This window comes from Cellulomonas sp. A375-1 (genome assembly GCF_001040865.1).
In the GTDB taxonomy this organism is placed as follows: domain Bacteria; phylum Actinomycetota; class Actinomycetes; order Actinomycetales; family Cellulomonadaceae; genus Cellulomonas; species Cellulomonas gelida.
The window spans coordinates 1-26,033 of the sequence record NZ_LFKW01000020.1 but is presented as its reverse complement, the minus strand read 5'-3'; the positions used below and the strand labels follow the sequence as shown (position 1 = coordinate 26,033).

22 protein-coding genes are annotated in these 26,033 nt (G+C 72.9%); 10 read left to right on the top strand and 12 right to left on the bottom strand.

The features are described 5' to 3' along the window. Window positions 1–73: 73 nt before the first annotated feature. Both uidB and uidA read right to left on the bottom strand, forming a co-directional pair. The gene (uidB, locus tag CWIS_RS02390; protein ID WP_082156155.1) at window positions 74–1,534 is read right to left on the bottom strand and encodes a glucuronide transporter; all 1,461 of its coding nucleotides are present in this window, start codon (window positions 1,532–1,534) and stop codon (window positions 74–76) included. A gap of 64 nt (window positions 1,535–1,598) precedes the next feature. Continuing rightward, complete coding sequence (uidA, locus tag CWIS_RS02385) at window positions 1,599–3,383, bottom strand: beta-glucuronidase (RefSeq protein WP_048341636.1); 1,785 nt, start codon at window positions 3,381–3,383, stop codon at window positions 1,599–1,601. A gap of 114 nt (window positions 3,384–3,497) precedes the next feature. Between uidA and CWIS_RS02380 the strand changes: the two genes are divergently transcribed. The 4 genes from CWIS_RS02380 (at window position 3,498) to CWIS_RS02365 (ending at window position 7,858) form a co-directional block, all read left to right on the top strand. Further along, on the top strand, window positions 3,498–4,517 hold the full coding sequence (locus tag CWIS_RS02380; RefSeq protein WP_048341635.1) for a LacI family DNA-binding transcriptional regulator: 1,020 nt from the start codon (window positions 3,498–3,500) through the stop codon (window positions 4,515–4,517). A gap of 122 nt (window positions 4,518–4,639) precedes the next feature. Then, window positions 4,640–6,025 carry a mannitol dehydrogenase family protein gene (locus CWIS_RS02375; RefSeq protein ID WP_048341641.1) on the top strand — a complete coding sequence of 462 codons (1,386 nt, stop codon included), beginning with the start codon at window positions 4,640–4,642 and terminating at the stop codon, window positions 6,023–6,025. Window positions 6,026–6,044: 19 nt separating this feature from the next. After that, the gene (manD, locus tag CWIS_RS02370; protein ID WP_048341634.1) at window positions 6,045–7,283 is read left to right on the top strand and encodes a D-mannonate dehydratase ManD; all 1,239 of its coding nucleotides are present in this window, start codon (window positions 6,045–6,047) and stop codon (window positions 7,281–7,283) included. Beyond that, on the top strand, window positions 7,280–7,858 hold the full coding sequence (locus CWIS_RS02365; RefSeq protein ID WP_229747415.1) for a gluconokinase: 579 nt from the start codon (window positions 7,280–7,282) through the stop codon (window positions 7,856–7,858). Before manD ends, CWIS_RS02365 begins: the two co-directional genes overlap by 4 nt. A gap of 77 nt (window positions 7,859–7,935) precedes the next feature. On the opposite strand, the gene CWIS_RS02360 is transcribed toward CWIS_RS02365, so the two are convergent. The 3 genes from CWIS_RS02360 to CWIS_RS02350 all read right to left on the bottom strand — a co-directional run bounded on the left by CWIS_RS02360 (window position 7,936) and on the right by CWIS_RS02350 (window position 11,668). Beyond that, complete coding sequence (locus CWIS_RS02360) at window positions 7,936–9,537, bottom strand: RNA polymerase sigma factor (RefSeq protein WP_048341633.1); 1,602 nt, start codon at window positions 9,535–9,537, stop codon at window positions 7,936–7,938. A gap of 336 nt (window positions 9,538–9,873) precedes the next feature. After that, window positions 9,874–10,269 carry a universal stress protein gene (locus CWIS_RS02355; RefSeq protein WP_048341632.1) on the bottom strand — a complete coding sequence of 132 codons (396 nt, stop codon included), beginning with the start codon at window positions 10,267–10,269 and terminating at the stop codon, window positions 9,874–9,876. Between the two features lie 133 nt (window positions 10,270–10,402). Then, window positions 10,403–11,668 (bottom strand): DUF4192 domain-containing protein, encoded by a 1,266-nt coding sequence (locus CWIS_RS02350; protein WP_082156154.1) that lies wholly within the window; start codon window positions 11,666–11,668, stop codon window positions 10,403–10,405. 113 nt (window positions 11,669–11,781) lie between these two features. Here CWIS_RS02350 and CWIS_RS02345 point away from each other — a divergent pair, with 113 nt between their 5' ends. Together CWIS_RS02345 and CWIS_RS02340 are read left to right on the top strand one after the other, a co-directional pair. Next, a complete protein-coding gene (locus CWIS_RS02345) occupies window positions 11,782–12,336 on the top strand; it encodes a hypothetical protein (protein WP_053071505.1) in 555 nt (184 codons plus the stop codon). A 9-nt stretch (window positions 12,337–12,345) separates the two neighbouring features. Beyond that, window positions 12,346–13,497 (top strand): polyprenyl synthetase family protein, encoded by a 1,152-nt coding sequence (locus CWIS_RS02340; protein WP_048341631.1) that lies wholly within the window; start codon window positions 12,346–12,348, stop codon window positions 13,495–13,497. Window positions 13,498–13,556: 59 nt separating this feature from the next. Here the strand turns inward: CWIS_RS02340 and CWIS_RS02335 are convergent, their stop codons facing one another. Continuing rightward, the gene (locus CWIS_RS02335) at window positions 13,557–13,961 is read right to left on the bottom strand and encodes an Rv2175c family DNA-binding protein (RefSeq protein WP_048341630.1); all 405 of its coding nucleotides are present in this window, start codon (window positions 13,959–13,961) and stop codon (window positions 13,557–13,559) included. A gap of 205 nt (window positions 13,962–14,166) precedes the next feature. Between CWIS_RS02335 and CWIS_RS02330 the strand changes: the two genes are divergently transcribed. After that, the gene (locus tag CWIS_RS02330) at window positions 14,167–15,312 is read left to right on the top strand and encodes a lytic transglycosylase domain-containing protein (protein ID WP_048341629.1); all 1,146 of its coding nucleotides are present in this window, start codon (window positions 14,167–14,169) and stop codon (window positions 15,310–15,312) included. A gap of 95 nt (window positions 15,313–15,407) precedes the next feature. Beyond that, window positions 15,408–17,438 carry a Stk1 family PASTA domain-containing Ser/Thr kinase gene (gene pknB / locus CWIS_RS02325; protein WP_048341628.1) on the top strand — a complete coding sequence of 677 codons (2,031 nt, stop codon included), beginning with the start codon at window positions 15,408–15,410 and terminating at the stop codon, window positions 17,436–17,438. Window positions 17,439–17,554: 116 nt separating this feature from the next. Here pknB and CWIS_RS02320 read toward each other — a convergent pair whose 3' ends face one another. The 3 genes from CWIS_RS02320 to CWIS_RS02310 all read right to left on the bottom strand — a co-directional run bounded on the left by CWIS_RS02320 (window position 17,555) and on the right by CWIS_RS02310 (window position 21,060). Further along, window positions 17,555–18,907 carry a class II 3-deoxy-7-phosphoheptulonate synthase gene (locus CWIS_RS02320; protein WP_048341627.1) on the bottom strand — a complete coding sequence of 451 codons (1,353 nt, stop codon included), beginning with the start codon at window positions 18,905–18,907 and terminating at the stop codon, window positions 17,555–17,557. Then, a complete protein-coding gene (locus CWIS_RS02315; protein ID WP_048341626.1) occupies window positions 18,904–20,124 on the bottom strand; it encodes a pyrophosphate--fructose-6-phosphate 1-phosphotransferase in 1,221 nt (406 codons plus the stop codon). The genes CWIS_RS02320 and CWIS_RS02315 overlap by 4 nt, the downstream gene beginning before the upstream one ends. A 150-nt stretch (window positions 20,125–20,274) precedes the next feature. Continuing rightward, window positions 20,275–21,060 (bottom strand): lysophospholipid acyltransferase family protein, encoded by a 786-nt coding sequence (locus CWIS_RS02310; protein ID WP_141371426.1) that lies wholly within the window; start codon window positions 21,058–21,060, stop codon window positions 20,275–20,277. 113 nt (window positions 21,061–21,173) lie between these two features. Between CWIS_RS02310 and CWIS_RS17390 the strand changes: the two genes are divergently transcribed. Next, complete coding sequence (locus tag CWIS_RS17390; RefSeq protein ID WP_053071504.1) at window positions 21,174–21,704, top strand: hypothetical protein; 531 nt, start codon at window positions 21,174–21,176, stop codon at window positions 21,702–21,704. A 62-nt stretch (window positions 21,705–21,766) separates the two neighbouring features. On the opposite strand, the gene CWIS_RS02300 is transcribed toward CWIS_RS17390, so the two are convergent. Continuing rightward, window positions 21,767–22,711 carry an ROK family glucokinase gene (locus tag CWIS_RS02300; RefSeq protein WP_048341624.1) on the bottom strand — a complete coding sequence of 315 codons (945 nt, stop codon included), beginning with the start codon at window positions 22,709–22,711 and terminating at the stop codon, window positions 21,767–21,769. A 198-nt stretch (window positions 22,712–22,909) separates the two neighbouring features. Between CWIS_RS02300 and CWIS_RS02295 the strand changes: the two genes are divergently transcribed. Continuing rightward, window positions 22,910–24,733, top strand: a complete 1,824-nt coding sequence (locus tag CWIS_RS02295) for a long-chain fatty acid--CoA ligase (RefSeq protein ID WP_048341623.1) — start codon at window positions 22,910–22,912, stop codon at window positions 24,731–24,733. 94 nt (window positions 24,734–24,827) lie between these two features. Here the strand turns inward: CWIS_RS02295 and CWIS_RS02290 are convergent, their stop codons facing one another. Beyond that, window positions 24,828–25,067, bottom strand: a complete 240-nt coding sequence (locus tag CWIS_RS02290) for a hypothetical protein (protein ID WP_048341622.1) — start codon at window positions 25,065–25,067, stop codon at window positions 24,828–24,830. Between the two features lie 62 nt (window positions 25,068–25,129). Next, window positions 25,130–26,033 (bottom strand): NYN domain-containing protein (locus tag CWIS_RS02285; RefSeq protein WP_048341621.1); only part of this gene is annotated, 904 nt, incomplete at its 5' end.

Sequence of the window (26,033 nt, the reverse complement as noted above, 5' to 3'; positions counted from 1 at the left end):
GCCAGGTTACGGCCCATGACCGCCAACCCCGTCACACCGATCTGCGCGCTGCCACCTGCGACGTCGGTCATCGTCACGCCTCCTCAGCGGTCGGGGTCGCGTCGGCGGTACGCGCGGCCCGGCGGGCGGTGACCTCGCTGACCATCGTCGCGAACGTCTTCTCGGTCAGCGGGTAGACGAGCATGATCACGACGCCGATGCCGATGAACACCGCAGGGACGAAGCCCGCGATCGCGCGGATGCCGTCGAGCGTGCCCTGGGTCTGCTGCTCCGCGTCGGCGAGGTAGCCGACCATGCCCAGGCCGAAGGCCGCGGCCGCACCGCCGAGCGCCTGCCCGAGCTTGCGGGTGAACGAGAACATCGCGTACGTCGTGCCCTCGGTCCGCACGCCGCTGCGCCACTCGCCGTACTCCACCGTGTCCGCCTCGAGCGCCCACATGAGGGTGTTCACCGCGGCGATGCCGATGCCGTAGAGGCCGAAGAGCACGACCGCGAGCCAGACTTGCGACGGCGGGGTCAGCGCGATGCCGATCGCTGCGACGACCGAGGTCACCCCGGCCGCGATGTACGCCGTCTTCTTCCCGATCGCCCCGACGATGCGCGGGATGGCCGGCGCGACGACGAACATCGCGAGCGTGCTGACCACGGTCAGGACGATGAAGAGGTTGGCGTCGCCGAGCACGTCCCGGGCGTAGTACGCCTGCACGGTCTGCAGGGCGAACATGCCCGTGAGGAACGACAGCGCGCTCAGGCAGAGCATGAGCAGCGGGCGGTTGCTCCGCAGCGTTCCCATGCTCTGTCGCAGGCTCACGCGGGCCACGTCGCGCACCACGGACTCCCGCGACGTCCGGAACAGCAGCATGTACAGCCCGAACCCGATCACGACGAAGAGCAGCGTGGTCATCGTCAGCGACTGCTGCAGGTTCTCCGCGTCGCGGATCTGGGGCGCCACGACGAACGACAGCATGATGATCGTCGCCGCCGTGCCGATCATCCGGAAGCTCGCGAGCTTCGCGCGCTCCGTGGGCACCTGCGTCATGGCCGACGCGAGGGAGCCGTACGGGATGTTGACCAGGCTGTAGGCGAGGCCGAGCAGCGCGTAGGTGATGTAGGCGTAGATGAGCTTGCCGGTCCCGCCCAGCCCGCCGGGGACCGTGAACGTCGCGACGCTCAGGAGCAGCAGAGGCAGGGAGCCGAACAGGAAGAACGGCCGGAACTTGCCCCAACGGGTCATGGTCTTGTCCACGACGCGGCCCGCGTAGATGTCCGCGAACGCGTCCCAGGCACGCACGACGAGGAACAGGGTGCCGGCCGCCGCGGGCGAGATCCCCACGACGTCCGTGTAGTACAGCAGCAGGAACATCGACGTCATGGAGAACGCCAGGTTGTTGGCGGCGTCGCCCGCGGCGTACCCGAGGAGCTGCGAGCGGCGCAGCCGGCCCGATGAGGTCGGCTCGCCGGGGGTGCTCGAGGTGGTCGGGGCGGGGGTCGAGTCGGTCGGGATGGCGGGTGCGTCAGCGACGGTGCTGGTCATGGCCGGTCCTTGGGTCGGTGCCGCGACGTGCGGCGAGGTCGGGGGTCGAGTCGGCGGGCGCTGGTCAGGCATCGCGGTTCCAGCGGCGACGCAGGGCGTGCGCGGCAGCCTTGGGCCGACGGTCGCGGGTGAAGACGCCCTTCTTGTTGCCGTCGACGCGGAACACGCTCGCCGACGCCGTCGCGAAGTCCGCGAAGTTCCAGACCTGCTCGCCGACCACGGCCGGGACGCTGTCGAAGACGCGGTGGTTCATCTCGAGGTACGCGACCTGGTACTCCTCGGACCAGGGCTGGGGCGTCAGCGAGTGCACCCCGGCGACCGTGTCGGCGCCGTACTCCGTGATGATGATCGGCTTGCCGTCGGTCGCCCACTGCTCGAGCTCGGCACGCCAGGCCGTCTCCGCGGCCTCGAGGTCGCCGGTGTTCACGTACCAGCCGTAGTACCGGTTGAGCATGACGACGTCGCCGAGCTCGCTCACCTTGCAGGCGCCGTGCGGCGCGAGCATCACGTTGACGAACCCGACCGGTCGGCTCGGGTCCAGCTCGCGCGTCAGCGTGAACAGCGGCTCGAAGTAGGCGCGCGCGGCGTCGGTGTCCGACTCCGGCTCGTTGGCGATCGACCACAGGACGACGCTGGGGTGGTTCTTGTCGCGCGCGACGAGCTCGCGGATCGCCTGCGCGTGCGCCTCACGGCTGACGTCGTTGATGGTCTCGGGCGAGAAGGTCGTGTAGTTCTGCCCGCCGAAGATGCCACCCGCGAGGCCCATGTTCTGGCCGACCGCGGCCACCTCGTCGATGACGACCAGTCCGAGGCGGTCCGCGTAGTCGTAGACCTCCTCGGCGTACGGGTAGTGCGACGTCCGGAAGGAGTTCGCGCCGATCCAGCGCATGAGCTCCATGTCGTGCACGAGGAACGCGTCGTCGTGCCCCTTGCCGCGGACAGGTGTGTCCTCGTGGCGTCCGAACCCGGTGAAGTGGAACGGCGCGCCGTTGATGAGGAACTCGGTGCCACGCACCTCGACCGTGCGGATGCCGACCGTCTGCGCGTACTGGTCGAGCAGCTCCCCCGCGGTGGAGCGCACCTCGACCTGAGCCACGTGCAGGTAGCCGTCGCCGGGTGCCCACAGGTGAGCGTCCGGCACGACGATCTCGCCCGCGGCTCCCTGGCTGCGGCCGACCTCGACGCCGTCGGCGTCGTGCAGGACGACCTCGACGGTGTGCTCGTCGTCGCCGGCGATCTCGACGGCGTACGCGACGACTCCGTCGCTCCCCCGCACGTCGGTCGTCACCGTGATGTCCTCGACGCGCGTCTGGGGGATCGCGCAGAGCCACACCGAACGGGCGAGCCCCGCGTAGTTGAAGAAGTCGTGGAAGTACTGCTGACGACGACCGTTCGGCGTCTCGTGCACGACCCCCGGCGGGATCGTCTGGAAGGTCAGCTCGTTGTTCACGGCGACCGTCACGCGGACCTCGTCGCCCGGGGTCACCAGCTCGGTGATGTCGGCCTCGAACGGCGTGTACCCGCCGACGTGCCGGACCACCTCGGTGCCGTCGACCCACACCGTGGCCGCGTGCGTCGCGCTGTCGAACCGCAGCACGACGCGCTGCCCGGCCCAGCCGCGGGGCACGCGCGTCGTCGTCTGGTACCAGGCGTCACCGACGTGGTCGCGCCCCTCGGTCCCGACGAGGATGTCGTTGTAGCTCGCGGGGACGGGCATCTCCCGGGCGTGCTCGAGCGGCCCGCCGAACCACTGCTCGTCGGCGCCGACCAGCGCGGGGTCGAGCCGGAAGCTCCAGAGGCCGGCCAGCGACCTGCGCTCACGGGTGGGGGTGTCCTGGGGACGAAGCATCAGTGCTCTCCTCTCGGTGCCGCGGTGGACCGCCGGCTGACACCCATTGGGAGGCCGCGACCGTGGGCATGACAAGCGGTTGCCATGACTTGCCGCGCGAACTAGCGTGCGTCCATGGTCGGCTCGGAGGACGAACGCCGCAGCCCGACGATCTACGACGTCGCGACCGCCGCGGGCGTCGCGCCGTCGACCGTCTCGCGTGCGTTCTCCCGCCCGGGACGCGTCAACGCGGAGACCGCGGCACGCATCCGCGCCGTGGCAGACGAGCTCGGCTACCGCGCCAACCCGCTCGCGCGCGCCCTCCCGACGGGCCGGACGTCGCTGCTCGCGCTCGTCGTCTCCGACGTCACGAACCCGTTCTTCTTCCAGATCATCCGCGGCGCCCAGGAGGCTGCGGACGCCGAGGACCAGACGTTGCTCGTCACCGACGTGCTCGAGTCCGCGACGGCCGAGCGCAAGGCGCTGGAACGGCTCGTGCCCCTGGTCGAGGGCGTCGTGCTGGGCACCTCGCGCATGTCGGACTCGACGATCCGGGTGCTCGCGAAGCAGCGTCCGACCGTCGTCCTCAACCGGGTCCTCGGCGGCATCCCGAGCGTCGTCACGGACAACGCGCGCGGGATGCGGCGCGCGCTCGAGCACCTGGGCGAGCTCGGGCACCGCAAGATCGCCTACGCCGCCGGCCCCGAGGCCTCGTGGGCCGACGGCATGCGATGGCGCGCGATGCGCGAGGCCGGCCACGGGCTCGACCTGCGGGTCCACCGGATCGGGCCGTTCGCCCCGACCCTCGCGGGCGGGCTCGCCGCCGTCGGGCCGCTGGCGGCGAGCGGCGTGACGGCGGTCGTCGCGTACAACGACCTCGTGGCGATCGGCCTCCTGCAGGGACTTGCCGCGGCCGGCGTGAAGGTGCCGCAGCGCGTGAGCGTCGTGGGCTTCGACGACATCTTCGGCGCGGAGCTGTGCAGCCCCGCGCTCACGACGGTGGCCGCTCCGCTGCACGCGCTCGGCCAGCACGCGGTGCGCACGCTGCTGCACGACATCCGCGCCCGGACGCCGCAGCACACCCGGCCCGCCCTGCTCCCCGCGCAGCTCGTCGTCCGCAGCTCGACCGCTCCCCCGCCCCGCGGACGTCGCTGACCCAGCAGCGCCACGCGGCCCGGCGGGGCAACTCGTGGCAACCGATTGCCACGACGACCCGTCGCACGGCTCAATCGTGAGGAGCCCGGCGCACCGCCGCGCCGCGACGAGGAGAAGTGACGATGACCGTTCCGACAGCCTGGCGACGCCGTGACCCGGCGCCCGCCGTCCGGGTCGTGCACCTCGGGCTCGGCGCGTTCCACCGCGCGCACCAGGCCTGGTACACCGACCGCGCGAACGCGGCGGCTCCGTACGACACCTGGGGCATCGCCGCCTTCACCGGCCGGTCCGCCGCGGCGGCGCGCGCGCTCGCCGCGCAGGACGGGCGGTACGTCGTCCTGACGCGAGCGGCCGACGGCGACACCGCCCAGAGCATCGACGCCCTCGTCGAGGCGCATGACGGCGCCGACGTCGACACGTGGCGCGCGCTCGTCGCACGCCCGGAGGTCGCCGTCGTGACCCTCACCGTCACGGAACGGGGCTACTGCCTCACGGCCGACGGGCGGCTCGACCTCGACGACCCCGCGGTGCAGGCGGACATCGCCGCGCTGCGACGTGGCGACGCGACGGCGGCGACCACCGCGCCCGGGCGGCTCGTCGACGGGCTGCGCGCACGCCGCGCTGCCGGCGCGGGCCCGCTCGCGGTCGTCTCGTGCGACAACCTGCCTGACAACGGCAGCGTGACCCGCACGGTCGTGCGCACGCTCGCGTCCCAGGTGGACACCTCGCTCACCGCCTGGATCGACGCGACGGTCTCCTTCGTCTCGACGATGGTGGACCGCATCACCCCCGCGACGACCGATGCCGACCGCGACACCGTGCGGCTCCTGACCGGCCGCATCGACACGTCCCCCGTGGTCACCGAGCCGTTCGCCGAGTGGGTGCTCGAGGACGCCTTCCCGGCCGGGCGGCCCGCGTGGGACCTCGTCGGCGCCCGGCTCGTCGACGACGTGCGTCCCTACGAGCAGCGCAAGCTGTGGCTCCTGAACGCCGGGCACTCGCTGCTCGCGTACACCGGTCTGGCCCGCGGCCACGCGACCGTCGCGGAGGCGTTCGCCGACCCCGCCTGCCGGACCATGCTCGACGAGCTCTGGGACGCCGCACGGCCGGTCGTCCCGCTCCCGGCGGGCGAGGTCGACGACGCGCTGGCCACCCTGCGCGAGCGGTTCGCCAACCCCCGCATCGAGCACCGACTCGCCCAGATCGCCTGCGACGGCTCGGTGAAGCTCGGCGTGCGCGTGCTCGCCGTCGCCCGCGCACGACGCGCGGCGGGGCTTCCCGCCGCACCCGTGCACGCGCTCGTCGTCGGCGCGTGGGCACGGCACCTGTCCGACGAGAGCGGCAGCGACCCGGGCGCCGAGGCGCTCGCGCGAGCCCTCGCCGCCGCCGACACACCGCGCGAGCAGGCCGCGCTGCTGCTCGACACGCTCGCCCCCGACCTGCGCGACGAGACCGACCTCGTCGCCACTCTCGAGCAGGCGCTCGCCGGCTCGAGCCAGACCGTCTGAGACCCGAGGAGCCACCGCCATGAAGATCGTCGCTGCCGACGTCGTCGTCACCAGCCCGGACCGCAACTTCGTCACCCTCAAGCTCACGACCGAGGACGGTCTGACCGGCCTCGGCGACGCGACCCTCAACGGGCGTGAGCTCGCGGTCGTGGCCTACCTGCGCGAGCACGTCGTCCCGCTGCTGATCGGCAGCGACGCGAGCCGCATCGAGGACACGTGGCAGTTCCTGTACCGCAGCGCGTACTGGCGTCGCGGTCCCGTGACCATGGCCGCGATCGCGTCGGTCGACATGGCGCTGTGGGACATCAAGGGCAAGGCCGCCGGCATGCCCGTCTACCAGCTGCTCGGCGGTGCGTCCCGCACCGGCCTGCTCGCCTACGGGCACGCGTCGGGCAAGACCAACGACGAGCTCTTCGACTCGATCCGCAGCCACCAGGAGCAGGGCTATCGGGCGATCCGCGTGCAGACGGGCGTCCCGGGGCTGAAGTCGATCTACGGCATCGCGTCGAACGCGACCTACGAGGCCAACTCGGGCGTCCGGTACGACCACGAGCCGGCGCAGCGCGGCGCACGCCCCGCCGAGGAGGACTGGGACACCCGCTCCTACCTGCGGCACGTCCCGACCGTGTTCGAGGCGGTGCGCAACGAGTTCGGCCCCGAGCTCCCACTGCTGCACGACGGCCACCACCGCATGACGCCCATCCAGGCGGCCAGGCTCGCGCGCTCGCTCGAGCCGTACGACCTGTTCTGGCTCGAGGACGTGACGCCCGCCGAGAACCAGGAGGCGCTGCGCCTGGTCCGCCAGCACTCGACGACCCCGCTGGCGATCGGCGAGATCTTCAACACCGTGTGGGACTACCAGATGATCATCCGCGAGCAGCTGATCGACTACGTGCGCTCCGCCGTGACTCACACCGGCGGCATCTCGCACCTCAAGAAGGTGCTCGACTACGCCGCGCAGTACCAGGTGAAGTCCGGCATGCACGGACCCACCGACGTCTCCCCGGTCGGCATGGCCGCCGCGATGCACCTCGGCCTGGCGATCCACAACTTCGGGATCCAGGAGTACATGCAGCACGGCACGCGCACGAACGAGGTGTTCCAGCAGTCGTTCACCTTCACCGACGGCTACCTGCACCCGGGCGACCAGCCCGGTCTGGGCGTCGAGCTCGACGTCGACGAGGCGGGCCGCTACCCGTACGAGCAGGCGTACCTGCCCTACAACCGGCTCGCCGACGGCACGGTGCACGACTGGTGAGCGCGCCCACGCCCGTGATGCGGGTCGTCGTCATGGGCGTCTCCGGCTCCGGCAAGTCGACCGTCGGGTCGCTCCTCGCGCGTCGCCTCGGCGTCGAGTTCATCGACGCCGACGGCCTGCACCCCGCGACGAACGTCGCGAAGATGGCGGCGGGAACGCCTCTCGACGACGCCGACCGCGAGCCGTGGCTGCGGGACGTCGCGCGTGAGCTCGCGGCGGCTCGCGGCGGAGCGGTGGTCGCGTGCTCGGCGCTGCGCCGTCGCTACCGCGACACCCTCCGGCGCGGGGTGCCCGGCCTGGTGCTCGTGCACCTGGTCGGGACCCGCACCCAGCTCGCCGCCCGGCTGGGCGCTCGGCTCGACCACTTCATGCCCGCGTCGCTGCTCGACACCCAGCTCGCCGCGCTCGAGCCGCTGCAGGAGGACGAGGCCGGCATCGTCCTCGACATCCGTCAGCCTCCCGACGCCCTCGCGGACGAGGCGGCACGACGCGTGCGTGTGCCCTCCCCCGAGCCCGCCACCCCGCTGCCCCCGCGGTGCGACCACGCGCAGGTTCGTCCCGCCGCGGCGGGGTGACGCCGGCCCCGGGCCCACGACGCACGAGACCCCCGCACCCGAGCCGGGTGCGGGGGTCTCGTCACGCGCAGGACGCGTCAGTCCAGGTAGTCGCGCAGGACCTGGGACCGCGACGGGTGACGCAGCTTCGACATCGTCTTGGACTCGATCTGACGGATGCGCTCACGCGTCACGCCGTAGACCTTGCCGATCTCGTCGAGCGTCTTCGGCTGACCGTCGGTCAGGCCGAAGCGCATGGACACCACGCCGGCCTCGCGCTCGCTGAGCGTGTCGAGGACCTGGTGCAGCTGCTCTTGCAGGAGCGTGAAGCTCACGGCATCGGCGGGCACGACGGCCTCGGAGTCCTCGATGAGGTCACCGAACTCGCTGTCGCCGTCCTCGCCGAGCGGCGTGTGCAGCGAGATGGGCTCGCGACCGTACTTCTGGACCTCGACGACCTTCTCCGGGGTCATGTCGAGCTCCTTGGCCAGCTCCTCCGGCGTGGGCTCGCGGCCCAGGTCCTGGAGCATCTGGCGCTGCACACGGGCGAGCTTGTTGATGACCTCGACCATGTGCACCGGGATGCGGATGGTGCGCGCCTGGTCGGCCATCGCACGCGTGATGGCCTGACGGATCCACCACGTCGCGTAGGTCGAGAACTTGTAGCCCTTGGTGTAGTCGAACTTCTCGACCGCACGGATCAGACCGAGGTTGCCCTCCTGGATCAGGTCCAGGAAGAGCATGCCGCGGCCGGTGTACCGCTTGGCGAGCGAGACGACCAGGCGCAGGTTGGCCTCGAGCAGGTGGTTCTTGGCGCGACGGCCGTCCTGCGCGATCCACTCGAGCTCACGGCGCGCCTTGGGCTCGAGCGTGATGCCCGCGTTGAGCCGCTCCTCGGCGAACAGGCCGGCCTCGATCCGCTTGGCGAGCTCGACCTCCTGCTCGGCGTTGAGGAGCGCGACCTTGCCGATCTGCTTGAGGTAGTCCTTGACCGGGTCGGCCGTGGCACCGGCCGTGACGACCTGCTGCGCCGGGGCGTCGTCGTCGTCAGCGTCGGAGTAGACGAACCCCGAGTCCTCGGACTCCTCGCGCGCGGCGGCGGGCTTGGCCTCGCCCTCGTCGTCCGTGGCGGTCTCGGTGTCCGTGTCCGCGTCGGCCTCGACGACCACGTCCTCGAGCGCGGCCACGTCGACGTCCTCGATCTCGACGTCCTCGCCGTCGGTGGGGATGTCGTCGTCCTTCGCCGCCTTGGCGGCGGGCTTGGCAGCAGCCTTGGTGGCCGGCTTGGCGGTCCGCGTCCTCGGCTTCGCCGCGGGGGCGTCCTCCTCCGCGCCCGCCGTCGTCTTCGCGGCGGCAGTGGCGGTGGCGGGCTTGGCGGTGGCGGGCTTGGCGGTGGCGGGCTTGGTGGCCGCGGGCTTGGCCGCGGTGGAGACGGCCGCCTTGGCGGTCGGCCGGGACTTGGCGCTCGTGGCCGCGGCGACACGCGCCGGGGCCGCGTCGCTCACCGTCACGCCGGCGGTCGCGAGTCCGCGGACCACGGCCTTGAGGCGCTTGGCGTCCTCGACGCCGGCCTGCTCGCACGCCGAGCGGACCTCAGCGGCACCGACCGAGCCGTGGGTGCGGCCGCGGACCACGAGGTCCTGGAGCGCGGGGTGCTCGAACTCGCGCGGAAGCGCGGGATGCGGGGTCTGGGACGTCACGAACGACCTTTCGGCAGCACGACACCGGAGATGGAGCCGGGTGGTAGATGGATATTGTACCGAGCGGAACGCGTGAACGAGCCGTCCTGCGCACGCGAGTGCTGCAGCGGCGTCGCCCGCGGGTGGCTCGGCGTCGCGCAGTCGGGGCCGCGCGGATCACCGGAGATGGCGTCCTCTCACGCGGCCTGTCGTGTGGCGGCGCCGGGACGTCCGAACCGTCCAACGTCCGAGGGGCCGGGAGGATTCCCGACCTGCGTCACCAGCTTCGCGCGACCGTGCCCGCCGTGACAGCGCGATGGGCCACGGCCCGGGCGTTCGCCCGGCGGTCCGCGTGTGTCAGCGCGTGGTCGGCTTGACCGTGAGCACCGGGCACGGGGCGTCGAAGAGCACACGTTGCGCGTTGGCGCCAAGGATGAGCTTGCCGACGGGGCTGCGCTGACGCAGGCCGATGACCACGAGCTCGGCGGAGACCTCCTCGGCGGTGGCGATGAGGTCGTCGGCGACGTCGCCACCCTCGAGCAGGCGCACCTCGTGCGCGACGCCCTTGGCGGCGAGGTCCTCCCCGACCTTGGCGAGGTCCGCCTCCGTCGCGGCCCGCTGCTCGGCGGGCTCGTCGTCACGCACGCTGACCACGACGACGACATCGCGTCCGCGGATCCCGGCCTCCTGGACTGCGGCGTCCAGCGCGGCACGCCCTTCCGGCGTCGCCAGGTAGCCGACCACGATGCCCATGCTGAGCTCCTCTCGATGGCCCGTGCCAGGACCGTACCGCCGCCTGGCCCCTGACTCCACCTGCGACGACGCGCGTCGTCCCGGACGCGACCGCACCAGCCCCCCGCGCGACCCGCCGATCGGGCTCGACGCGTCACCGCGCAGATCCGTTCCCGAGCCCCTGCCCCTGCTCCGGCGGACCCACCAGCGGGTCGGCCTCACCACCGTGCGGGCCTTGCGGGTCCAGGTCCTCGTCCCATTCGCGGCCGTCGTCGTCCGGCGGGTCGGGGCGGCGCGTCCAGCCCGGTCCCAGGCCGGCTGCGAGCGCCGAGTCGAGCAGGGTGGCGAGCCGGTAGCCCGGGTCGTCCTGCAGCGCACGGTCGAGCAGGATCTGGGCGCGGGCACCGTCCCCGCGCCACCACGCGAGCAGTGCCAGCAGCGACAGCGCGGGAGCCTGCGCGTCGCGACGCCCGTGCGCGACGAGCGCTTCGAGGGTCTCCTCGTGGAGCCTCACCATGCCTTCCGGAGCGGCGATGCCCGTCGAGGTGCCCATGATCCGCCCGGTGACCTCCCCCATCGCGAGCTCGACGCCCGCGTCCGGGTGCCGCCCGCGCACGCTCCGCTCCGGGAGGTCCCCGGCGCCCGGGACGAACGACGCGAGCACCGCATCGCGGACCCGCCGGTCCTGCAGCCCCGCCTCGAGCCGACCCCACGGCGCAGGAGCACCCAGCTCGGCGCGTCCCGCGACCAGGTCGACGGCCGCGCGCCAGGCCGCCACCGAGCCGAGCCGCCAGCGCTCCAGGGCATCCGGACCATCGGCGACGGCCGCGAGCCCGCGCTCCTGCCACCGGCGGCGGGTGCGGGCCACGACGCGACGGCGTTGTGCGTCCGCGGACGGGATGCGCACGAGGTCGTCGCGCGACCCGGCGACCGTCGCCCCCTCGAGCACCATCCGCGCGGACACCTGTGTCGACTCCAGCTCGCGCAGCGGGCGACCGCCGGGTGGGCAGCACGAGCGGGCGCAGTCGAACGACAGGTAGCCGTCCGGTGTGACGACCCAGACCGGCACCTGACCGAGCGAGACGTCCGACGCCTCCCGGTAGTGCTCGACCGCGCGCAGCACGCGCAAGCCCACAGGTCCCGGGTCGAGGCGTGGGTCGACGTCGGCGTAGACGACGAGCACGGTGCTCTGCGCGCCGTCGCGTCCCATCGTCGCGACCACCGCCCGGGCGACCTGCGCGCCGACCTCCTCGTCGCCGAGCGCGGCCAGGTCGACCCGCATGACCACCCCGACACGACCACGCGGGGCTCGCAGGCTCACGGCCACGGCGCTGTCCCGCGGCCGGAAGCCGAGCCGGTACGGGAGCAGGGAGATGATCTCGCGGGGTTCGCTCACCCGCAGCGTCGAGGTCGCCGTCATGCGTGCACCTCACCGCACCGGCAGTCGGTCGCGAGCGTCCGTACTGCGCACCTGTGGAGCAGCCGCCGCGGCGCGGGGCCTGGGGTCGGGTCGCGCGCCGCTAGGCTGACGCGGTGCGAGACAGCCTGCTCCCGACCGTCGGCACCCGCGTGAGCAGGCGTTCCGCCGGCCTCGGGGCGCTCCTGCTCGCCGCGGTCCTCGTCGTCGCCGGGTGCTCGAGCTCGGAACCGGCCCGCCTCGACACCGCGGGCGCGACGACCGATCAGCCGCTCCTGACCGCCGAGCCGACCGCCGACGCGACGTTCGAGCCCCTCGACGACGAGCAGGCGACCGTCGGCGAGCTCGCCGACGGCTTCCCGAGCGATCTGGTCCCGCTGCCCGGCGACGCCGACATCCTCGTCTCGTCGGCCGTGCCCAGCGCGGACGGCGCCTTCACGGACATCAGCCTCAACCTGCGCACGACCCTGTCGGCCGAGGACCTCATGGCCAGCCTCGGCACCTCGCTGACCGGTGCGGGTTTCACCCAGTCCCCCGTCGCGTCACCGCCGGCCGGGGTGGCCGCGCAGTCGACCTTCGCACGCGGTGCGGGCGAGGTCGTCACGGTCGCCGTGCTGGACCGCGACGGCGTGCGGACCCTCACGCTCGGGGGCCGCATCGCGGTCGCCTAGGCTGCCGGGATGAGCACGCAGCCCTTGGCAGTCGACGGCGCGGACGTCCCCGCCGGCGCCCTCGTGGACCTCGAAGACGTGCGCGCCGGGGTCGACCACGTGCTCGCCGAGCACGTCGTCCGGCTGCGGGTCGAGCTCGCCGCCGTGAGCTCCGACGCCGGCCGTCTCGCCGACGCCGTCGAGGCGATGCTCTCGGGCGGCAAGCGGCTGCGCGCGGCGTTCTGCTGGTGGTCGTGGCGCGCGCACGGCGGGCAGCCCGGGACTCGCGAGGCGGCAGCGGTGCTCCGCGTCGGCGCGGCGCTCGAGCTGTTCCAGGCCGCGGCGCTCTTCCACGACGACGTCATGGACGGCTCCGACACGCGCCGCGGCAAGCCGGCCGCGCACCGCGCGTTCGCGGCGCTGCACGACGAGCTCGGGCTCGAGGGTGACGCCGAGCACTTCGGGACGTCGTCCGCGATCCTGCTGGGCGACCTGGCGCTCGTCGCGAGCGAGCAGGTGTTCGCCGCCGCCCTCGCCGAGGCGCCGCTCCCCCGCGCGCTGCGGGCCCGTGGCGTCTTCGACCTCATGCGCACCGAGGTCACGGTCGGCCAGTACCTCGACGTGCTGGCGCAGTCGCAGCCCTGGGGCGTGGACCCCGCCGCCGACGAGGAGCGTGCGCGCGAGGTCATCCGCGCGAAGTCGGCGCGCTACAGCGTCGAGCACCCGCTCACGCTCGGCGCCGCGCTCGCCGATGCCGACGACTCCGAGCTCGACGCCGTGCGTGCGCTCGGGCTGCCGCTCGGCGAGGCCTTCCAGCTGCGCGACGACGTGCTCGGGGTCTTCGGCGACCCGGCGACGACCGGCAAGCCCGCGGGCGACGACCTGCGCGAGGGCAAGCGCACCGTGCTCGCCACCCGCGCGCACCGGCGCGCGCTGGAGCGCGGCGACACGGCGACCGCCGAGCTGCTGCGGACGAGCCTGGGTGAGCGGTCGCTGACCGATGAGCAGGTCGCGGTCCTGGCGGACGCGATCCGCTCGACCGGTGCCGTCGAGGAGGTCGAGCAGCTCATCGACGAGCTCTTCGGCGTGGCGCTCGACCGGCTGACGGCGCGCTCGTGGCGCCAGCCGGCCTCGGACGTGCTCGTGCGCCTGGCGCACGCAGCGGTCGACCGGCGCGCCTGATTCCTCGCTCGCACGCCCGGCACCCGGTACTCAGGCGTCTGCGTGCTCAGGCGTCGGGGCTAGAGCTCGGCCTGGGCGCGGCGGCGGATCTCGGTCTTCTGGCCGGCGCGCAGCGCGTCGATCGGGGTGCCGGGCAGGGACTCGTCAGGCGTGAAGAGCCAGACGATCGCCTCCTCGTCGGAGAACCCCGCGTCGGCGAGCACCGTCAGCGTGCCCTGGAGCCACGGCAGGGCGGCCCACTCACCCGTCGCGGCGGCGTCCTGGTGGCCGGGCACGAGGAAGCGCTCAGGCACCGACAGCACGCGCGGCTCGCCGCGGCGCACGCCGACGAGCTTGCGCTCCTGCAGCAGGCGGCGCACCTTGCCCACGTCGAGGCCGACGCGCTCGGCGACGTCGGGCAGGGTCAGCCAGGAGTCGACGAGGGTGTCGACGGCTGCTGTCGTGGGTTCAGAGGTCTCGCTCACGGCCCCAGCGTACGCAGGACGTCGCGGTTCTCCCGTCTGGACGGTCGGCGGGCGGACGGTCCACGACGCCGAGAGTCCGGCCACTCGGGTGAGCGCGGCGGCGTGGGGTTTCCACCTGACGGCGCGTCGGCTAGGTTCACTTCTGTCACATCCGTCACAGCAGTCACACCCATGGACTCGCGTCACATGGCCGAGGGGGACCCTCATGAGCACCACCAGCGCAGCCGCACGTCGCGGCATCCACGCCCGGCGAGCAGCGGGCGGGACCGGCGCGACCCTGGCGCTCGTCGCGATCTCGGTCTCCGCGTCACCCGCCGCGCACGCCGACGACGCCTACACGGTGCGTCCGGGCGACACGGTCAGCCACATCGCCGCCCGCACGGGCGCCTCGGTCGCGGCGATCGCGCGAGCCAACGCCCTCGCCGACGTCTCCCGCATCCGCGCCGGCCAGGTGCTGTCGATCCCGTCGGCCTCCGCCCGGACGCCGCGCACCCCGGCCGCACCCGTGAGCTCGACGTACACGGTGCGTGCGGGCGAGACCGTGACAGGGATCGCCGCGCGCCACAAGACGACCGTCAAGGCCATCATCTCGGCCAACTCGCTGCGCGCCGACGGCCTCATCCTCGCGGGGCAGAAGCTCACCATCCCGGGCGCCGCCGGGGCACCCGCACCCGCACGCACCCCCGCCGCCACCGCGACGACGTACACGGTGCGCGCGGGCGACACCGTCTCCGCCATCGCCGCGCGCCACGGCACGACCGTCAAGGCGATCGTCGCCGCCAACGGCCTGGGCCCGAGCGCCATGGTCCGCATCGGCCAGAAGCTCACGCTCGCGGGCGCGTCCTCGTCGTCGCCCGCGCCTGCTCTCGTCGGCGACACGTTCGCCGGCCGGACCTACGCCCGGGACGTCGTCGACGCCGCCAACGCCAACAAGCGTGCGCTGCTCGCCGCCGGCGTCCCCTCCAAGGCGCAGATGCAGGCGAAGGTCGCCGCGACGGCGCGCGCCTACGGGCTCGACCCGGCGCTGGCCCAGGCGATCGCGCTGCAGGAGTCCGGGTTCAACCACACGGCCGTCTCCCCCGCCAACGCGATCGGCACGATGCAGGTCATCCCCTCGTCGGGCGACTGGGCGTCGAGCATCGTCGGTCGCCAGCTGAACCTGCTGGACCCGGACGACAACGTCGTGGCCGGCGTGGTCATCCTGCGCGCGCTCGTCCGCATGTCGCCGGACCTGCCGAGCGCCATCGCGGGCTACTACCAGGGCGCGGCGTCCGTCCGGAAGTACGGCATGTTCGCCGACACCCGCCGCTACGCGGCCAACGTCCAGACCCTCATGACGAGGTTCCGCTGAGCGTGCCCGAGCTCGCGGGAGGAACCGCGCAAGTCGCAGCCGTGACGCGGGCCGCAATACCCGGACCTCGCACGTCCCGAACGTAGACTCGCCGCGTGGGAACCACCGTCACCGATCCGCTCGTCGGCCGCCTGGTCGACGGCAGGTACGAGGTCGTCTCCCGCATCGCGCGCGGCGGGATGGCGACCGTCTACCTCGCCGTCGACCGGCGCCTCGACCGCGACGTCGCGCTCAAGGTCATGCACGCCCACCTCGCCGAGGGGACGTCGGGCGCCGACTTCGTCGCACGCTTCCGGCGTGAGGCCCGCGCGTCCGCACGCCTGACCCACCCGGGCCTCGTCGGGGTGTTCGACCAGGGTGTCGACGGCGAGACCAGCTACCTGACGATGGAGTACGTCGACGGCGCCAACCTACGGCGGCGGCTCGCCGAGCAGGGCGCGCTCAGCGTCGAGGAGTCGCTGCGCGTCGCCGAGTCCGTGCTCGACGCGCTCGCCGCCGCCCACCGCACCGGGCTCGTGCACCGCGACATCAAGCCGGAGAACGTCCTGCTCGCCACCGACGGCAGGATCAAGCTCGCCGACTTCGGCCTGGCACGCGCGGTCACCGAGGTCACGTCGACCACGACGGGCACGGTCCTGGGCACGGTCGCCTACCTCGCCCCGGAGCTCGTCGTGCGCGGTGCGAGCGACGCCCGCACCGACGTGTACGCGTGCGGGATCCTGCTGTACGAGATGCTCACGGGCCGCCAGCCCTTCGTCGGCGAGACGCCGATCCAGGTGGCCTTCCAGCACGTCAACTCCGACCTCCCGGCCCCGTCCGACGCGGTCGACTGGCTCCCTGTCGAGATCGACGACCTGGTCCGCGCGCTCGCGGCACGCGACCCCGACGACCGTCCGACCGACGCAGCGGCCGCGGTGACGCTGCTGCGCCGGGTGCGCAGCGAGCTCGACGCCGAGCTGCTGACGCGCCGCGCGGACGTCGCACCGTCGATCGTGCTGCCCGCCGCGACCGACCCCGACGAGACTCCCCTGCCCGACGGGCAGGACGCACCGCCGAGCGAGGCGGCCGACGAGCCCGAGGAGGGCGAGACCGGCTCCACCGTGCGGCTCGAGGACGTGCCGCGCGGCTCGACCGTGGCCCTCCCGATCGGCCTGGGCGCCGCGGTCACGGTCCCTCCGCGGGAGCCCGAGGCCGACGGCGGCACCGCTCGGCCGCGGCGTCGTCGGCTGCTCGCGATCGCGCTCGTGGTTCTCGTCCTGCTGGCGACCTCGGGCGCGGGCTGGTGGTACGTCGCCGCCGGCCCCGGCGCCTACACGACCGTCCCCGCGATCGGCGGGAAGAGCGCCGAGGCCGCGGCCGCAGCGCTCGACGCGGTCGGGCTCGACGTCCGGACGACCTCCGACTTCTCGACCACCGTCGAGAAGGGTCTGGTCGTGACGTCGCAGCCCGCGCCTGGCGAGCGGGTCCGCAAGGAGGGCACGGTCGAGATCACGGTCTCCAAGGGGCCCGACTACGTCAAGGTGCCCGACGGAGTCGTGGGCGTGCTCCAGGCGGACGCCGCCGCGGCGCTCGAGGCGGCCGACCTCGAGGTCGAGTACGCCGACGCGGTCTACGACGACAAGGCCGGTCTCGGCGTCGTGCTGACAGCCCTGCTGCCCGACGGCGAACCCGCCAAGGCCGGCGCTCAGGCGGTGCGGCACTCCGTCGTCACGCTCACGGTGTCCAAGGGCCCCGCCCCGGTCACGGTCATCTCCGTGGTCGGCGCGACGCTCAAGGACGCGAAGGCGCAGCTCGGCGACCTGGGTCTGAAGGTCACGTCGTCGGAGGCGTTCAGCGCCGACGTCAAGGCGGGCACGGTCATCAGCCAGACCCCGAAGGGCGGCACTGCCGGGCACCGGGGTGACACCGTCGAGCTCGTCGTGTCCAAAGGTCCCGAGCTGTTCGAGGTCCCGAACGTCATGCGCAACGGCGTCGGCTCGGCGAGCGACACGCTCACGGCCGCGGGCTTCAAGGTCAAGGTCGTGCACGCGGCCACGTACTTCGGCCTCGGCTTCGTCGTCGGTCAGGAGCCCGGCGGCGGGTCGATGCACCCCAAGGGCACGACGATCGTCCTGACGATCACCTGACACCCCGCCTCACGCACCACCCGCGGGCGACGCCCTGCCTCGGACGCGCCGCGGACGACGACGAAGGGGCCGGTCCCGCCTGAGCGGTCCCGGCCCCTTGCGCGCACGTACGAGAGCTACGAGGCGCGCAGCAGCTCCACGACCTGGAAGGCGAGCTCGAGCGACTGCTGGTGGTTCAGACGAGGGTCGACGAGGGTCTCGTAGCGCTCCGCGAGCCGCTCGTCGTCGATCTGCTCCGAGCCGCCGAGCACCTCGGTCACGTCGTCGCCCGTGAGCTCGATGTGCAGGCCGCCCGGCACGGTGCCGAGCGAGCGGTGCACCTCGAAGAAGCCCGCGACCTCGTCCATGACGTCGCTGAACCGGCGCGTCTTGTAGCCGTTCGCGGACGTGATGCCGTTGCCGTGCATCGGGTCGCACACCCACGTCACGGGACGACCGTCGGCGGTGACCTTCTCGACGAGCTGAGGCAGGTGGTCGCGGATCTTGCCCGCACCCATGCGCGTGACGAACGTCAGGCGCCCCGGCTCCCCCGTCGGGTTGAGCTTGTCGATGAGCGCGATCGCGTCGTCGCCCGTCGACGTCGGGCCGAGCTTGACGCCGATCGGGTTCTGCACCCGCGAGAAGTAGTCGATGTGCGCGCCGCCCAGCTCACGCGTCCGCTCGCCGATCCACACGAAGTGCGCCGAGCAGTCGTACGGCAGTCCCGTACGGCTGTCGATGCGGGTCAGCGGTCGCTCGTAGTCGAGCAGCAGGCCCTCGTGCGACGAGTAGAAGTCGACCGTGCGCAACGCGTCGAAGTCCGCACCGCACGCCGCCATGAAGCGGATCGCGCGGTCGATCTCGGCCGCGATCTCCTCGTAGCGCTTGTAGGCGGGGTTCGTCGTGAAGCCGCGGTTCCACTCGTGCACCCGCAGCAGCGACGCGAAGCCCCCGGTCGTGAAAGCGCGGATGAGGTTCAGCGTCGACGCGGACGTGTGGTACGCCTCGAGGAGCCGCTGCGGGTCCGGGGTACGGGCCTCTTCGGTGAAGTCGAAGCCGTTGATGATGTCCCCGCGGAACGCCGGCAGCGTCACGCCGTCGCGCGTCTCGGTGCCCGACGAACGGGGCTTGGCGTACTGCCCGGCCATGCGGCCCATCTTCACGACGGGCAGGCTCGCGCCGTACGTCAGCACGACCGCCATCTGCAGGATCGTCTTGATCTTGTTGCGGATGTTGTCGGCCGTCGCCTCGGCGAACGTCTCGGCGCAGTCGCCCCCCTGCAGGAGGAAGGCCTCGCCTCGACCCGCCGCGGCGAGCTGGGCGCGCAACGCGTCCGCCTCGCCCGCGAAGACCAGGGGCGGCAGCGCCGCGAGCCGCTCGGTCGCGCGCGTGAGCGCGGCCTGGTCCGGCCAGGCGGGCTGCTGCCCGGCCGGCAGGTCTCGCCACGCGTCGAGACCCGCGACCACCGTCGCGTCGGGCTCGACGCTCACGAGTGGCTCGCCGGGACGAGGGACTGGCCGATGTCGGCCAGCAGCTCGCCGAACCACGGCTGCGACACGTCGAACGCCTTGCCGCCCGCGATGCGCGGGAACTCGATCGCGCGCAGCACGTCGCCGCGCTCCTCGTCGTGCCCGATGACGCCGGCCTCGCCACGCAGCGCGCACTCGACGGCCAGGTCCGTCATCGACTTGATGAGGCGCAGGTCCTCGGCGTTGGCCGCGGCAGCACGCGAGTAGTAGCCGGACTTCTGCACCATCGTCTTCTCGGCGCCCAGCTTCTCGGCGAACTGCTTCGCGAACCACTGGCCGGGGTTGATCGTGTCGAGCTTGACGTGGCCGAACGGGTCGCGCTCGGGCGGCGTGCCGGCCTTCGTGAGCTGCTCGACGATCTCGTGCATCCCCGCGCCCTCGGACAGGAAGATGTTGACGTTGCCCTGCGTGTCCATGATCGCCTTGAGGCGCTCGGCCTCGGCGTCGATGTCGAGCGCGAGCTCGGGGACGAAGACCGCGTGGATGTCCCAGCGCTCACGCGTCAGGCCGATGCCCGGGACCCACTCCTGCTGGTCCAACCACTTGCGGTACTCGACCGCCGCAGCGGCCGTGAGCCAGCCGCAGTGCCGACCCATGACCTCGTGCACGATCAGCATGCGCGGGCCAGAGCGGTGCTCGCCGATGATGTTCGCGGCGAAGCCCGCGGCCTCCTCCGCCGCGGTCCACGCGCCGAGCGACTGACGGATCGGCACCACGTCGTTGTCGATCGTCTTGGGCAGGCCGACCACGGTCAGGCCGTAGCCGTTCTCCGCGAGGTAGGCGGCGAGGTCCGCGGCGGTCGTGTTCGTGTCGTCGCCGCCGATCGTGTGCAGCACGTCGACGCCGTCCGCCTTGAGCTGGTCGGCCGCGACCTGCAGCGGGTCCTGGCCCTCGGCGACCAGGCCGCGCTTGACGCAGTCCTTGGCGTTGGTGAGCTTCACGCGCGAGTTGCCGATCGGCGAGCCGCCGAAGCGGTGCAGGATCCCGGCGTTCTTGCGCGTCTGCGCGTCGATGACGATCTTGTCGCCGCGCAGCAGCCCGTAGTACCCGTGCTCGTAGGCGATGATCTCGACGTCCGGCGCGATCTCGGTGTAGCGCTCGATGAGGCCACCGACGGCGGACGAGAGGCACGGGGCGAAGCCACCCGCGGTGAGGAGGGCGACGCGACGGACCGACATGACAAACACCTTCCGTAGAGCTGCAGGGGGCCCCTGCGGGGACGCTGGCGACCCTAGGTCGCGTTCTTCACGCGCTGCCAGGACTTTCAGCGGGACTGGTCACGGAGCCCTCGGCCCGGCGACGACGACCGCACGTGGCGGCCGACGACGTCATCCTACTGACGGCTCGGCCTCGTCCTGCGGGGGGACCGGAACCTGGACGTCCGGCACCGGACGACCACCCGGCGCGGCCGTGCGCGGCTCGTCGGCCGCCGGCTGGGACTCGGTCACACCGGCCGCGATGCGCGCCTTCTGGGTGGCCGCGTACACGTCGACGTACTCCTGGCCGGACAGGCTCATGATCGCGTACATGATCTCGTCGGTGACCGAGCGCAGGATGAACCGGTCGTTCTCCATGCCCTTGTAGCGCGAGAAGTCGAGCGGTTCCCCCACGACCATGCCGATGCGCATGACCTTCGGGATCCGCTTGCCGACGGGCTGGGCGATGTTCGTCCCGACCATGGCGACGGGGACCACGGGTGCCCCGGACTCGAGCGCGAGCCGCGCGATGCCCGTCTTGCCGCGGTAGAGCCGCCCGTCGGGGCTGCGCGTGCCCTCGGGGTAGATCCCGAACAGGTCGCCCTCCTCGAGCCGGCGCAGACCGGTGCGCAGCGCCGCCTCGCTCGCCTTGCCGCCACCACGGTCGACCGGGATGGTGCCGACGCCGCGCATGAAGCCCGCCGTCAACCGGCCCTTGAGGCCCCGCCCGGTGAAGTACTCCTGCTTGCCGATGAACACGAGCTCGCGGTCGAGCATGAGCGGCAGGAAGAACGAGTCGATGACAGCCAGGTGGTTGCTCGCGAGGATCGCCGGCCCGTCCGCGGGCACGTTGTGCTCCCCACGGATCCACGGCCGGTACACGAGGTGCAGCAACGGACCCACGAAGATCCGCTTCATCAACCAGTAGAACAAGGGGTCACCTTCCTGCACCGTCGACGGTCCGGCCCGCCGGACGACCAGTCGGTCGCCACGGACCGTCGGGACCGCACGTCCGACTCTAGAGTGCTCTCATGGCTCCTCGCTCCGACCGACCCGACGGGCGACCCGACGAACCGGTCGACGACGAACGGTGGGCCCGCATCGTCGCGGAGCTCGGCGACGTGGACTCCGCCGCCGACGCGACCGCCGCCGGAGGGCTCGACTTCCCGGTCGCGCCCGGCGTCGAGTCGCCGTTCGGCGACCGCTCGCGCGTCGTGCGACCGGCGGCGGGCGACCCGTCCGACCCGCTGGCGTCGGCGTCGGGACGGGACTGGGACGGCACCGCGCAGTACGACGAGGCGGAGAGCGGCGTCGACGAGCAGGAGGGCTTCGTGGCGCCCGACCCGGGCCCCGTGCTCGGCGGCGACCCGCTGCTGACCATGGCGTGGTTCGCCGCGGCCGGGATGCCGTTGCTCCTGCTCGTCCTGCTCATCGCGTGGCGCGACGCGCCCGCGGCGCTGATCCAGGCCGCGTGCGTCGTGTTCGTGCTCGGCGTCGCGGTGCTCGTGTGGCGCATGCCGCCGCGCCGCGAGCGTCAGGACGACGACGGCGCGGTCGTCTGAGCTGCCGCCGCCCGGCCGTGCGCCGGGCGGCGTCCCGCGACCCATGGCGAGCGCCCGGTCGCCTACAGCCGCGCCAGGTCGGCCGCGCCGACGATGCCCGCGTCGTTGCCCATCGAGGCGATCACGATCGTCGCCTCTGGACGGTGGCCCCGAGCGGAGAGCTGCTCGGCGAAGCCCTTGCGCGCGGGCTCGAGCAGCAGGTCACCCGCAGCCGCGACACCGCCGCCGATGACGACCATCGCGGGGTCGAGCAGCGCGGCGACCGACGCCGCGCCCTCGCCGATCCACCGGCCGAGCTCGGCCAGGAGGTGCACCGCGAGCTCGTCGCCCTCCTCGGCCGCCTTCGTCACGTGCGGGCCGATGATCGCGTCCGCGCGACCGCCCGCGAGCTCGACGATCCGGCGGGCGCGGTCGGGGTAGGCCACGGCCGCGGCCTGGGCGTCACGCACGAGCGCGCTGCCCGACGCGTACTGCTCCCAGCAGCCCTCGTGCCCGCAGCCGCAGTAGTGCCCGCCCGGCACGACGCGCATGTGGCCGACCTCGGCCGCGACGCCCGCGAACCCGCGCACGAGTGCGCCGTTCGAGACGACCGCGCCGCCGAGCCCGGTCCCGATGGTCAGGGTCAGCATGTCGTCGACGTCGCGCGCGGAGCCGAACCGGAACTCGGCCCAGCCGGCGGCGTTCGCGTCGTTCTCCACGACGATCTCGAGCTGGTTCCCGACGAGCGCCGCGACCTTGTCGCGCAGGGGGTACTCACGCCACGCGATGTTGGGGGCGAACAGGACGCCCGAGCGGTCGGCGGCGACGAACCCCGCGGCGGCGAGCCCGATCGCCTGCACCGGGTACTGGGCGCTGAGCTCGGCGTACGCGTCGGCGATCGCGGCGTCGATGCTCGCCACGTCGTCCGGCTCGGTGTCGCGACGCGTCTGGGCCAGGATGCGGCCCTCGTCGTCCACCACGCCGGCGGCGATCTTCGTCCCGCCGATGTCCACACCGATGGCGTGCATGCGTTCGTGCTCCCGAGATGAGTTGGTGGCTGATCGTGCGACCGACGGCGCAGGCTCACGCTAGCGCCATCGACCCGCACCGCCGCACGTGCGTCCGCGCGTGGCGACCCAGCGAGGCTAGCCCCCACCAGCGTCCCCTGAGTCGGACGCACGTCCCGTATCCTCGTCGGACCCGTCACCTCTGCCACTGGAGTCAGAATGGTCGAGTTCAGCACCCCATTGCTCGTCGAGGTCGCTCCCGACCGCAATCTCAACGACCTGTTCGCCGAGCGACTCGCCGCGGACCCGGACGGCGTCGTCATCGAGCACAAGACGGAGCAGAGCGGTCCGTGGATCCCCATCACCGCGCGCGAGCTCGACGCCGAGATCGCCGCGGTCGCCAAGGGTCTCGCTGCTCGGGGGGTCGAGCCCGGTGACCGCGTGGGCATCATGTCGCGCACGCGCTACGAGTGGTCGCTGCTCGACTGGGCGATCTGGGCGGCGGGGGCCGTCCCCGTCCCGCTGTACGAGACCTCGTCGGCGGAGCAGGTGTCGTGGATCCTCACGGACGCCCACGTGACGCTCCTCGTGGTCGAGAGCGCCACGCACGCGGCGACGGTCGGCGAGGTCCGCGCGGACGTCCCGGACCTGCGCGAGGTGCTCGTCATCGACGACGGTGCGATCGACACGCTGGTCACCGCAGGGGCGGACGTCCCGGACGACGAGCTCGCGCGCCGCCGCGGGCTCGCGGACCTGTCGAGCCTGGCGACCGTGATCTACACGTCGGGCACGACCGGACGGCCCAAGGGCGTCGAGCTCACGCACGGCAACTTCTACGAGCTCACGGTCAACGCGGTCGAGGGGCTCAAGGAGGTCGTCTCCGACCCCGGTTCGCGCACGCTGCTGTTCATGCCGCTGGCGCACGTGTTCGCGCGCTTCATCCACGTCCTGTGCATCCCCGCCGGCGCGGTGCTCGGCCACTCCCCCGACACGCGCACGCTGATCGACGACCTCGGTTCGTTCCGGCCCACGTTCGTGCTCGCCGTGCCGCGCGTGTTCGAGAAGGTCTACAACGGTGCCGAGCAGAAGGCCGCCGCCGGCGGCAAGGCGGCGATCTTCCAGCGCGCGGCGAAGACGTCGATCGTCTACTCCCGCGCGCTCGACGACCCGCGCGGCCCGAGCCCGTGGCTGCGGCTGCAGCACAAGGTGGCCGACGTCCTGGTGCTGCACAAGCTCCGGGCGCTGCTCGGCGGCCAGGCACGCTGGGCGATCTCGGGCGGTGCGCCCCTCGGCGAGCGGCTCGGCCACTTCTACCGCGGTGTCGGCCTGCGCGTGCTCGAGGGGTACGGGCTCACCGAGACGACCGCACCCGCGACGGTCAACCGTCCCGAGCGCACCAAGATCGGCTCGGTCGGCCTGCCGCTGCCCGGCTCCGCCGTGCGGATCGCCGACGACGGTGAGATCGAGGTCAAGGGCGTCCAGGTGTTCCGCGGCTACCACGGCAACTCCGAGGCGACCGCCGAGTCGCTCGAGGACGGCTGGTTCCGCACCGGCGACCTCGGCTCGCTGGACGACGAGGGCTTCCTGTTCATCACGGGCCGCAAGAAGGAGATCATCGTGACGGCCGGTGGCAAGAACGTCGCCCCCGCAGTCCTCGAGGACCGGCTCCGCGGCCACCCGGTGATCAGCCAGGTCGTCGTCGTCGGCGACCAGCGGCCGTACATCGGCGCGCTCGTCACGCTCGACGCCGAGGGTCTGCCCGGCTGGCTCGCGGCGCACGGCAAGCCCGAGCTCACGCTCGAGCAGGCCGCGCAGGACCCGGACGTGCTGGCCTCGATCGACAAGGCCGTCGCGCGCGCCAACAAGGCCGTCTCGCGTGCCGAGTCGATCCGCAAGTACCGCATCCTCCAGGGCGACCTGACGATCGCCAACGGCTACCTCACGCCCAAGCTGAGCGTGAAGCGCTCGCTCGTCCTCAAGGATTTCGAGGCCGACGTCGACGCGCTCTACGACCAGGGCGCGGGCGGGCACGACGTCGCCTGAGCCTCGTCGCCTGCCCTGGGCGGCGCGCGGGAGCACGGTCGCAGCGGGCGGCGGGACCTGACGGTCTCGCCGCCCGCTGTCGTCCTCGCGGGTCTCAGCCTCCCTCGGCGAGCCGTAACGGTGGGACGAGGTGCAGGTCGGCGAGCGTGCCGAGCGCGCGACGCTCCGCGTCGTCGAGCTCGAACGGCACCGGCGCGCGGCTGTCCCGCGCCGGTCGCCCTGGCTCACGCGTGCGCTCCCGGTCCGCCCGTGCGGGCACCTCGAGGACGAACGTGACGACGCAGTCGGCGCAGGCGGCCGGACGAGCGGTGCACCCCTGGCAGTCGATGATCATGCGCCGGACGCTAGGGCGGACCACCGACACACGCTCCGGACCGGACACCGACCGTGCTGGGGTCAGGCGTGGTGCAGGCGCGCGACCAGGGTCGCGGACGGCACCACGTGCGCGCCGCGCGCCTCGACGTCGCGCGCGACCTCCTGGTCGCTCGTGACGACCACGACGACCCGCCCGGTCGGCTCGGCCTGGACGAGCCGCCGGATGAGGTCGTCGGCGATCTCGCCCACCGAGAACCGGACCCGGATGCCCCGTGCGAGCGCGGTGGCCGGCAACGGCGTGGGCTGCCCGTCGAAGCAGCACGTGACCTCGGCGCCCGATCGCGCGGCCAGAGCCCCGAGCCCGTCGACCAGGAGACGGCGCTGCTGCTCGAGCGTGAGCTCGGGGTAGGCGGTCTTGGTGACGTTGTAGCCGTCGACGACGAGGTGCGCGCGCGGCTGGCGCAGGAGCTCGTCGAGCAGCTCCGGGTCGTCGACGAACCGCCCGCGCGAGCCGACGCGGCCGACCGCAGGGACCTGGGGCGGTGCCACGAGGTCGGCCGGCAGGTCGGTCGTGGGGGCGAGCGCGAGCTCGGAGCGCAGACCGCTCGCGGCGTCGACGATCGTGTCGAGCAGGAGCCGAACGCGGGCGTCGGCGAGCTTGCGTGCGACGCGGAGCTCGGCGCGCGCGGCGGTGCGTTCGGCATCGGCCGCGCGCCGCTCGTCGGTCGCGACCTCGAGGGCCGTCGCGGCCTCGTCGCGCGCCGTACGCGCCTGCTCGAGCAGCTCCTGCGCCTCGCTCAGCGCACGCCGGCCCTCCGCGCGCGCCCGGTCGGCGTCCGACCGCAGCCGTCGTGCCTGCTTGCGCAGCGTCGCGAGCTCCTCGTGCGCGCCGTCACGCTCCTCGCGCACACGAGCCAGCTCGGCCGTGGCGCGGTCCAGATCGGCCTGCGACGGCCCGGGCCGCGCGGACCCGTGCGGCCCGGGC

What these genes read in the sequence shown, in the direction of transcription:
- uidB (WP_082156155.1), bottom strand. Translation starts at nt 1,534, where the DNA reads ATGACCAGCACCGTCGCTGACGCACCCGCCATCCCGACCGACTCGACC.
- uidA (WP_048341636.1), bottom strand. Translation starts at nt 3,383, where the DNA reads ATGCTTCGTCCCCAGGACACCCCCACCCGTGAGCGCAGGTCGCTGGCC.
- CWIS_RS02380 (WP_048341635.1), top strand. Translation starts at nt 3,498, where the DNA reads ATGGTCGGCTCGGAGGACGAACGCCGCAGCCCGACGATCTACGACGTC.
- CWIS_RS02375 (WP_048341641.1), top strand. Translation starts at nt 4,640, where the DNA reads ATGACCGTTCCGACAGCCTGGCGACGCCGTGACCCGGCGCCCGCCGTC.
- manD (WP_048341634.1), top strand. Translation starts at nt 6,045, where the DNA reads ATGAAGATCGTCGCTGCCGACGTCGTCGTCACCAGCCCGGACCGCAAC.
- CWIS_RS02355 (WP_048341632.1), bottom strand. Translation starts at nt 10,269, where the DNA reads ATGGGCATCGTGGTCGGCTACCTGGCGACGCCGGAAGGGCGTGCCGCG.
- CWIS_RS02350 (WP_082156154.1), bottom strand. Translation starts at nt 11,668, where the DNA reads ATGACGGCGACCTCGACGCTGCGGGTGAGCGAACCCCGCGAGATCATC.
- CWIS_RS02340 (WP_048341631.1), top strand. Translation starts at nt 12,346, where the DNA reads ATGAGCACGCAGCCCTTGGCAGTCGACGGCGCGGACGTCCCCGCCGGC.
- CWIS_RS02330 (WP_048341629.1), top strand. Translation starts at nt 14,167, where the DNA reads ATGAGCACCACCAGCGCAGCCGCACGTCGCGGCATCCACGCCCGGCGA.
- CWIS_RS02315 (WP_048341626.1), bottom strand. Translation starts at nt 20,124, where the DNA reads ATGTCGGTCCGTCGCGTCGCCCTCCTCACCGCGGGTGGCTTCGCCCCG.
- CWIS_RS02310 (WP_141371426.1), bottom strand. Translation starts at nt 21,060, where the DNA reads ATGAAGCGGATCTTCGTGGGTCCGTTGCTGCACCTCGTGTACCGGCCG.
- CWIS_RS17390 (WP_053071504.1), top strand. Translation starts at nt 21,174, where the DNA reads ATGGCTCCTCGCTCCGACCGACCCGACGGGCGACCCGACGAACCGGTC.
- CWIS_RS02300 (WP_048341624.1), bottom strand. Translation starts at nt 22,711, where the DNA reads ATGCACGCCATCGGTGTGGACATCGGCGGGACGAAGATCGCCGCCGGC.
- CWIS_RS02295 (WP_048341623.1), top strand. Translation starts at nt 22,910, where the DNA reads ATGGTCGAGTTCAGCACCCCATTGCTCGTCGAGGTCGCTCCCGACCGC.
- CWIS_RS02290 (WP_048341622.1), bottom strand. Translation starts at nt 25,067, where the DNA reads ATGATCATCGACTGCCAGGGGTGCACCGCTCGTCCGGCCGCCTGCGCC.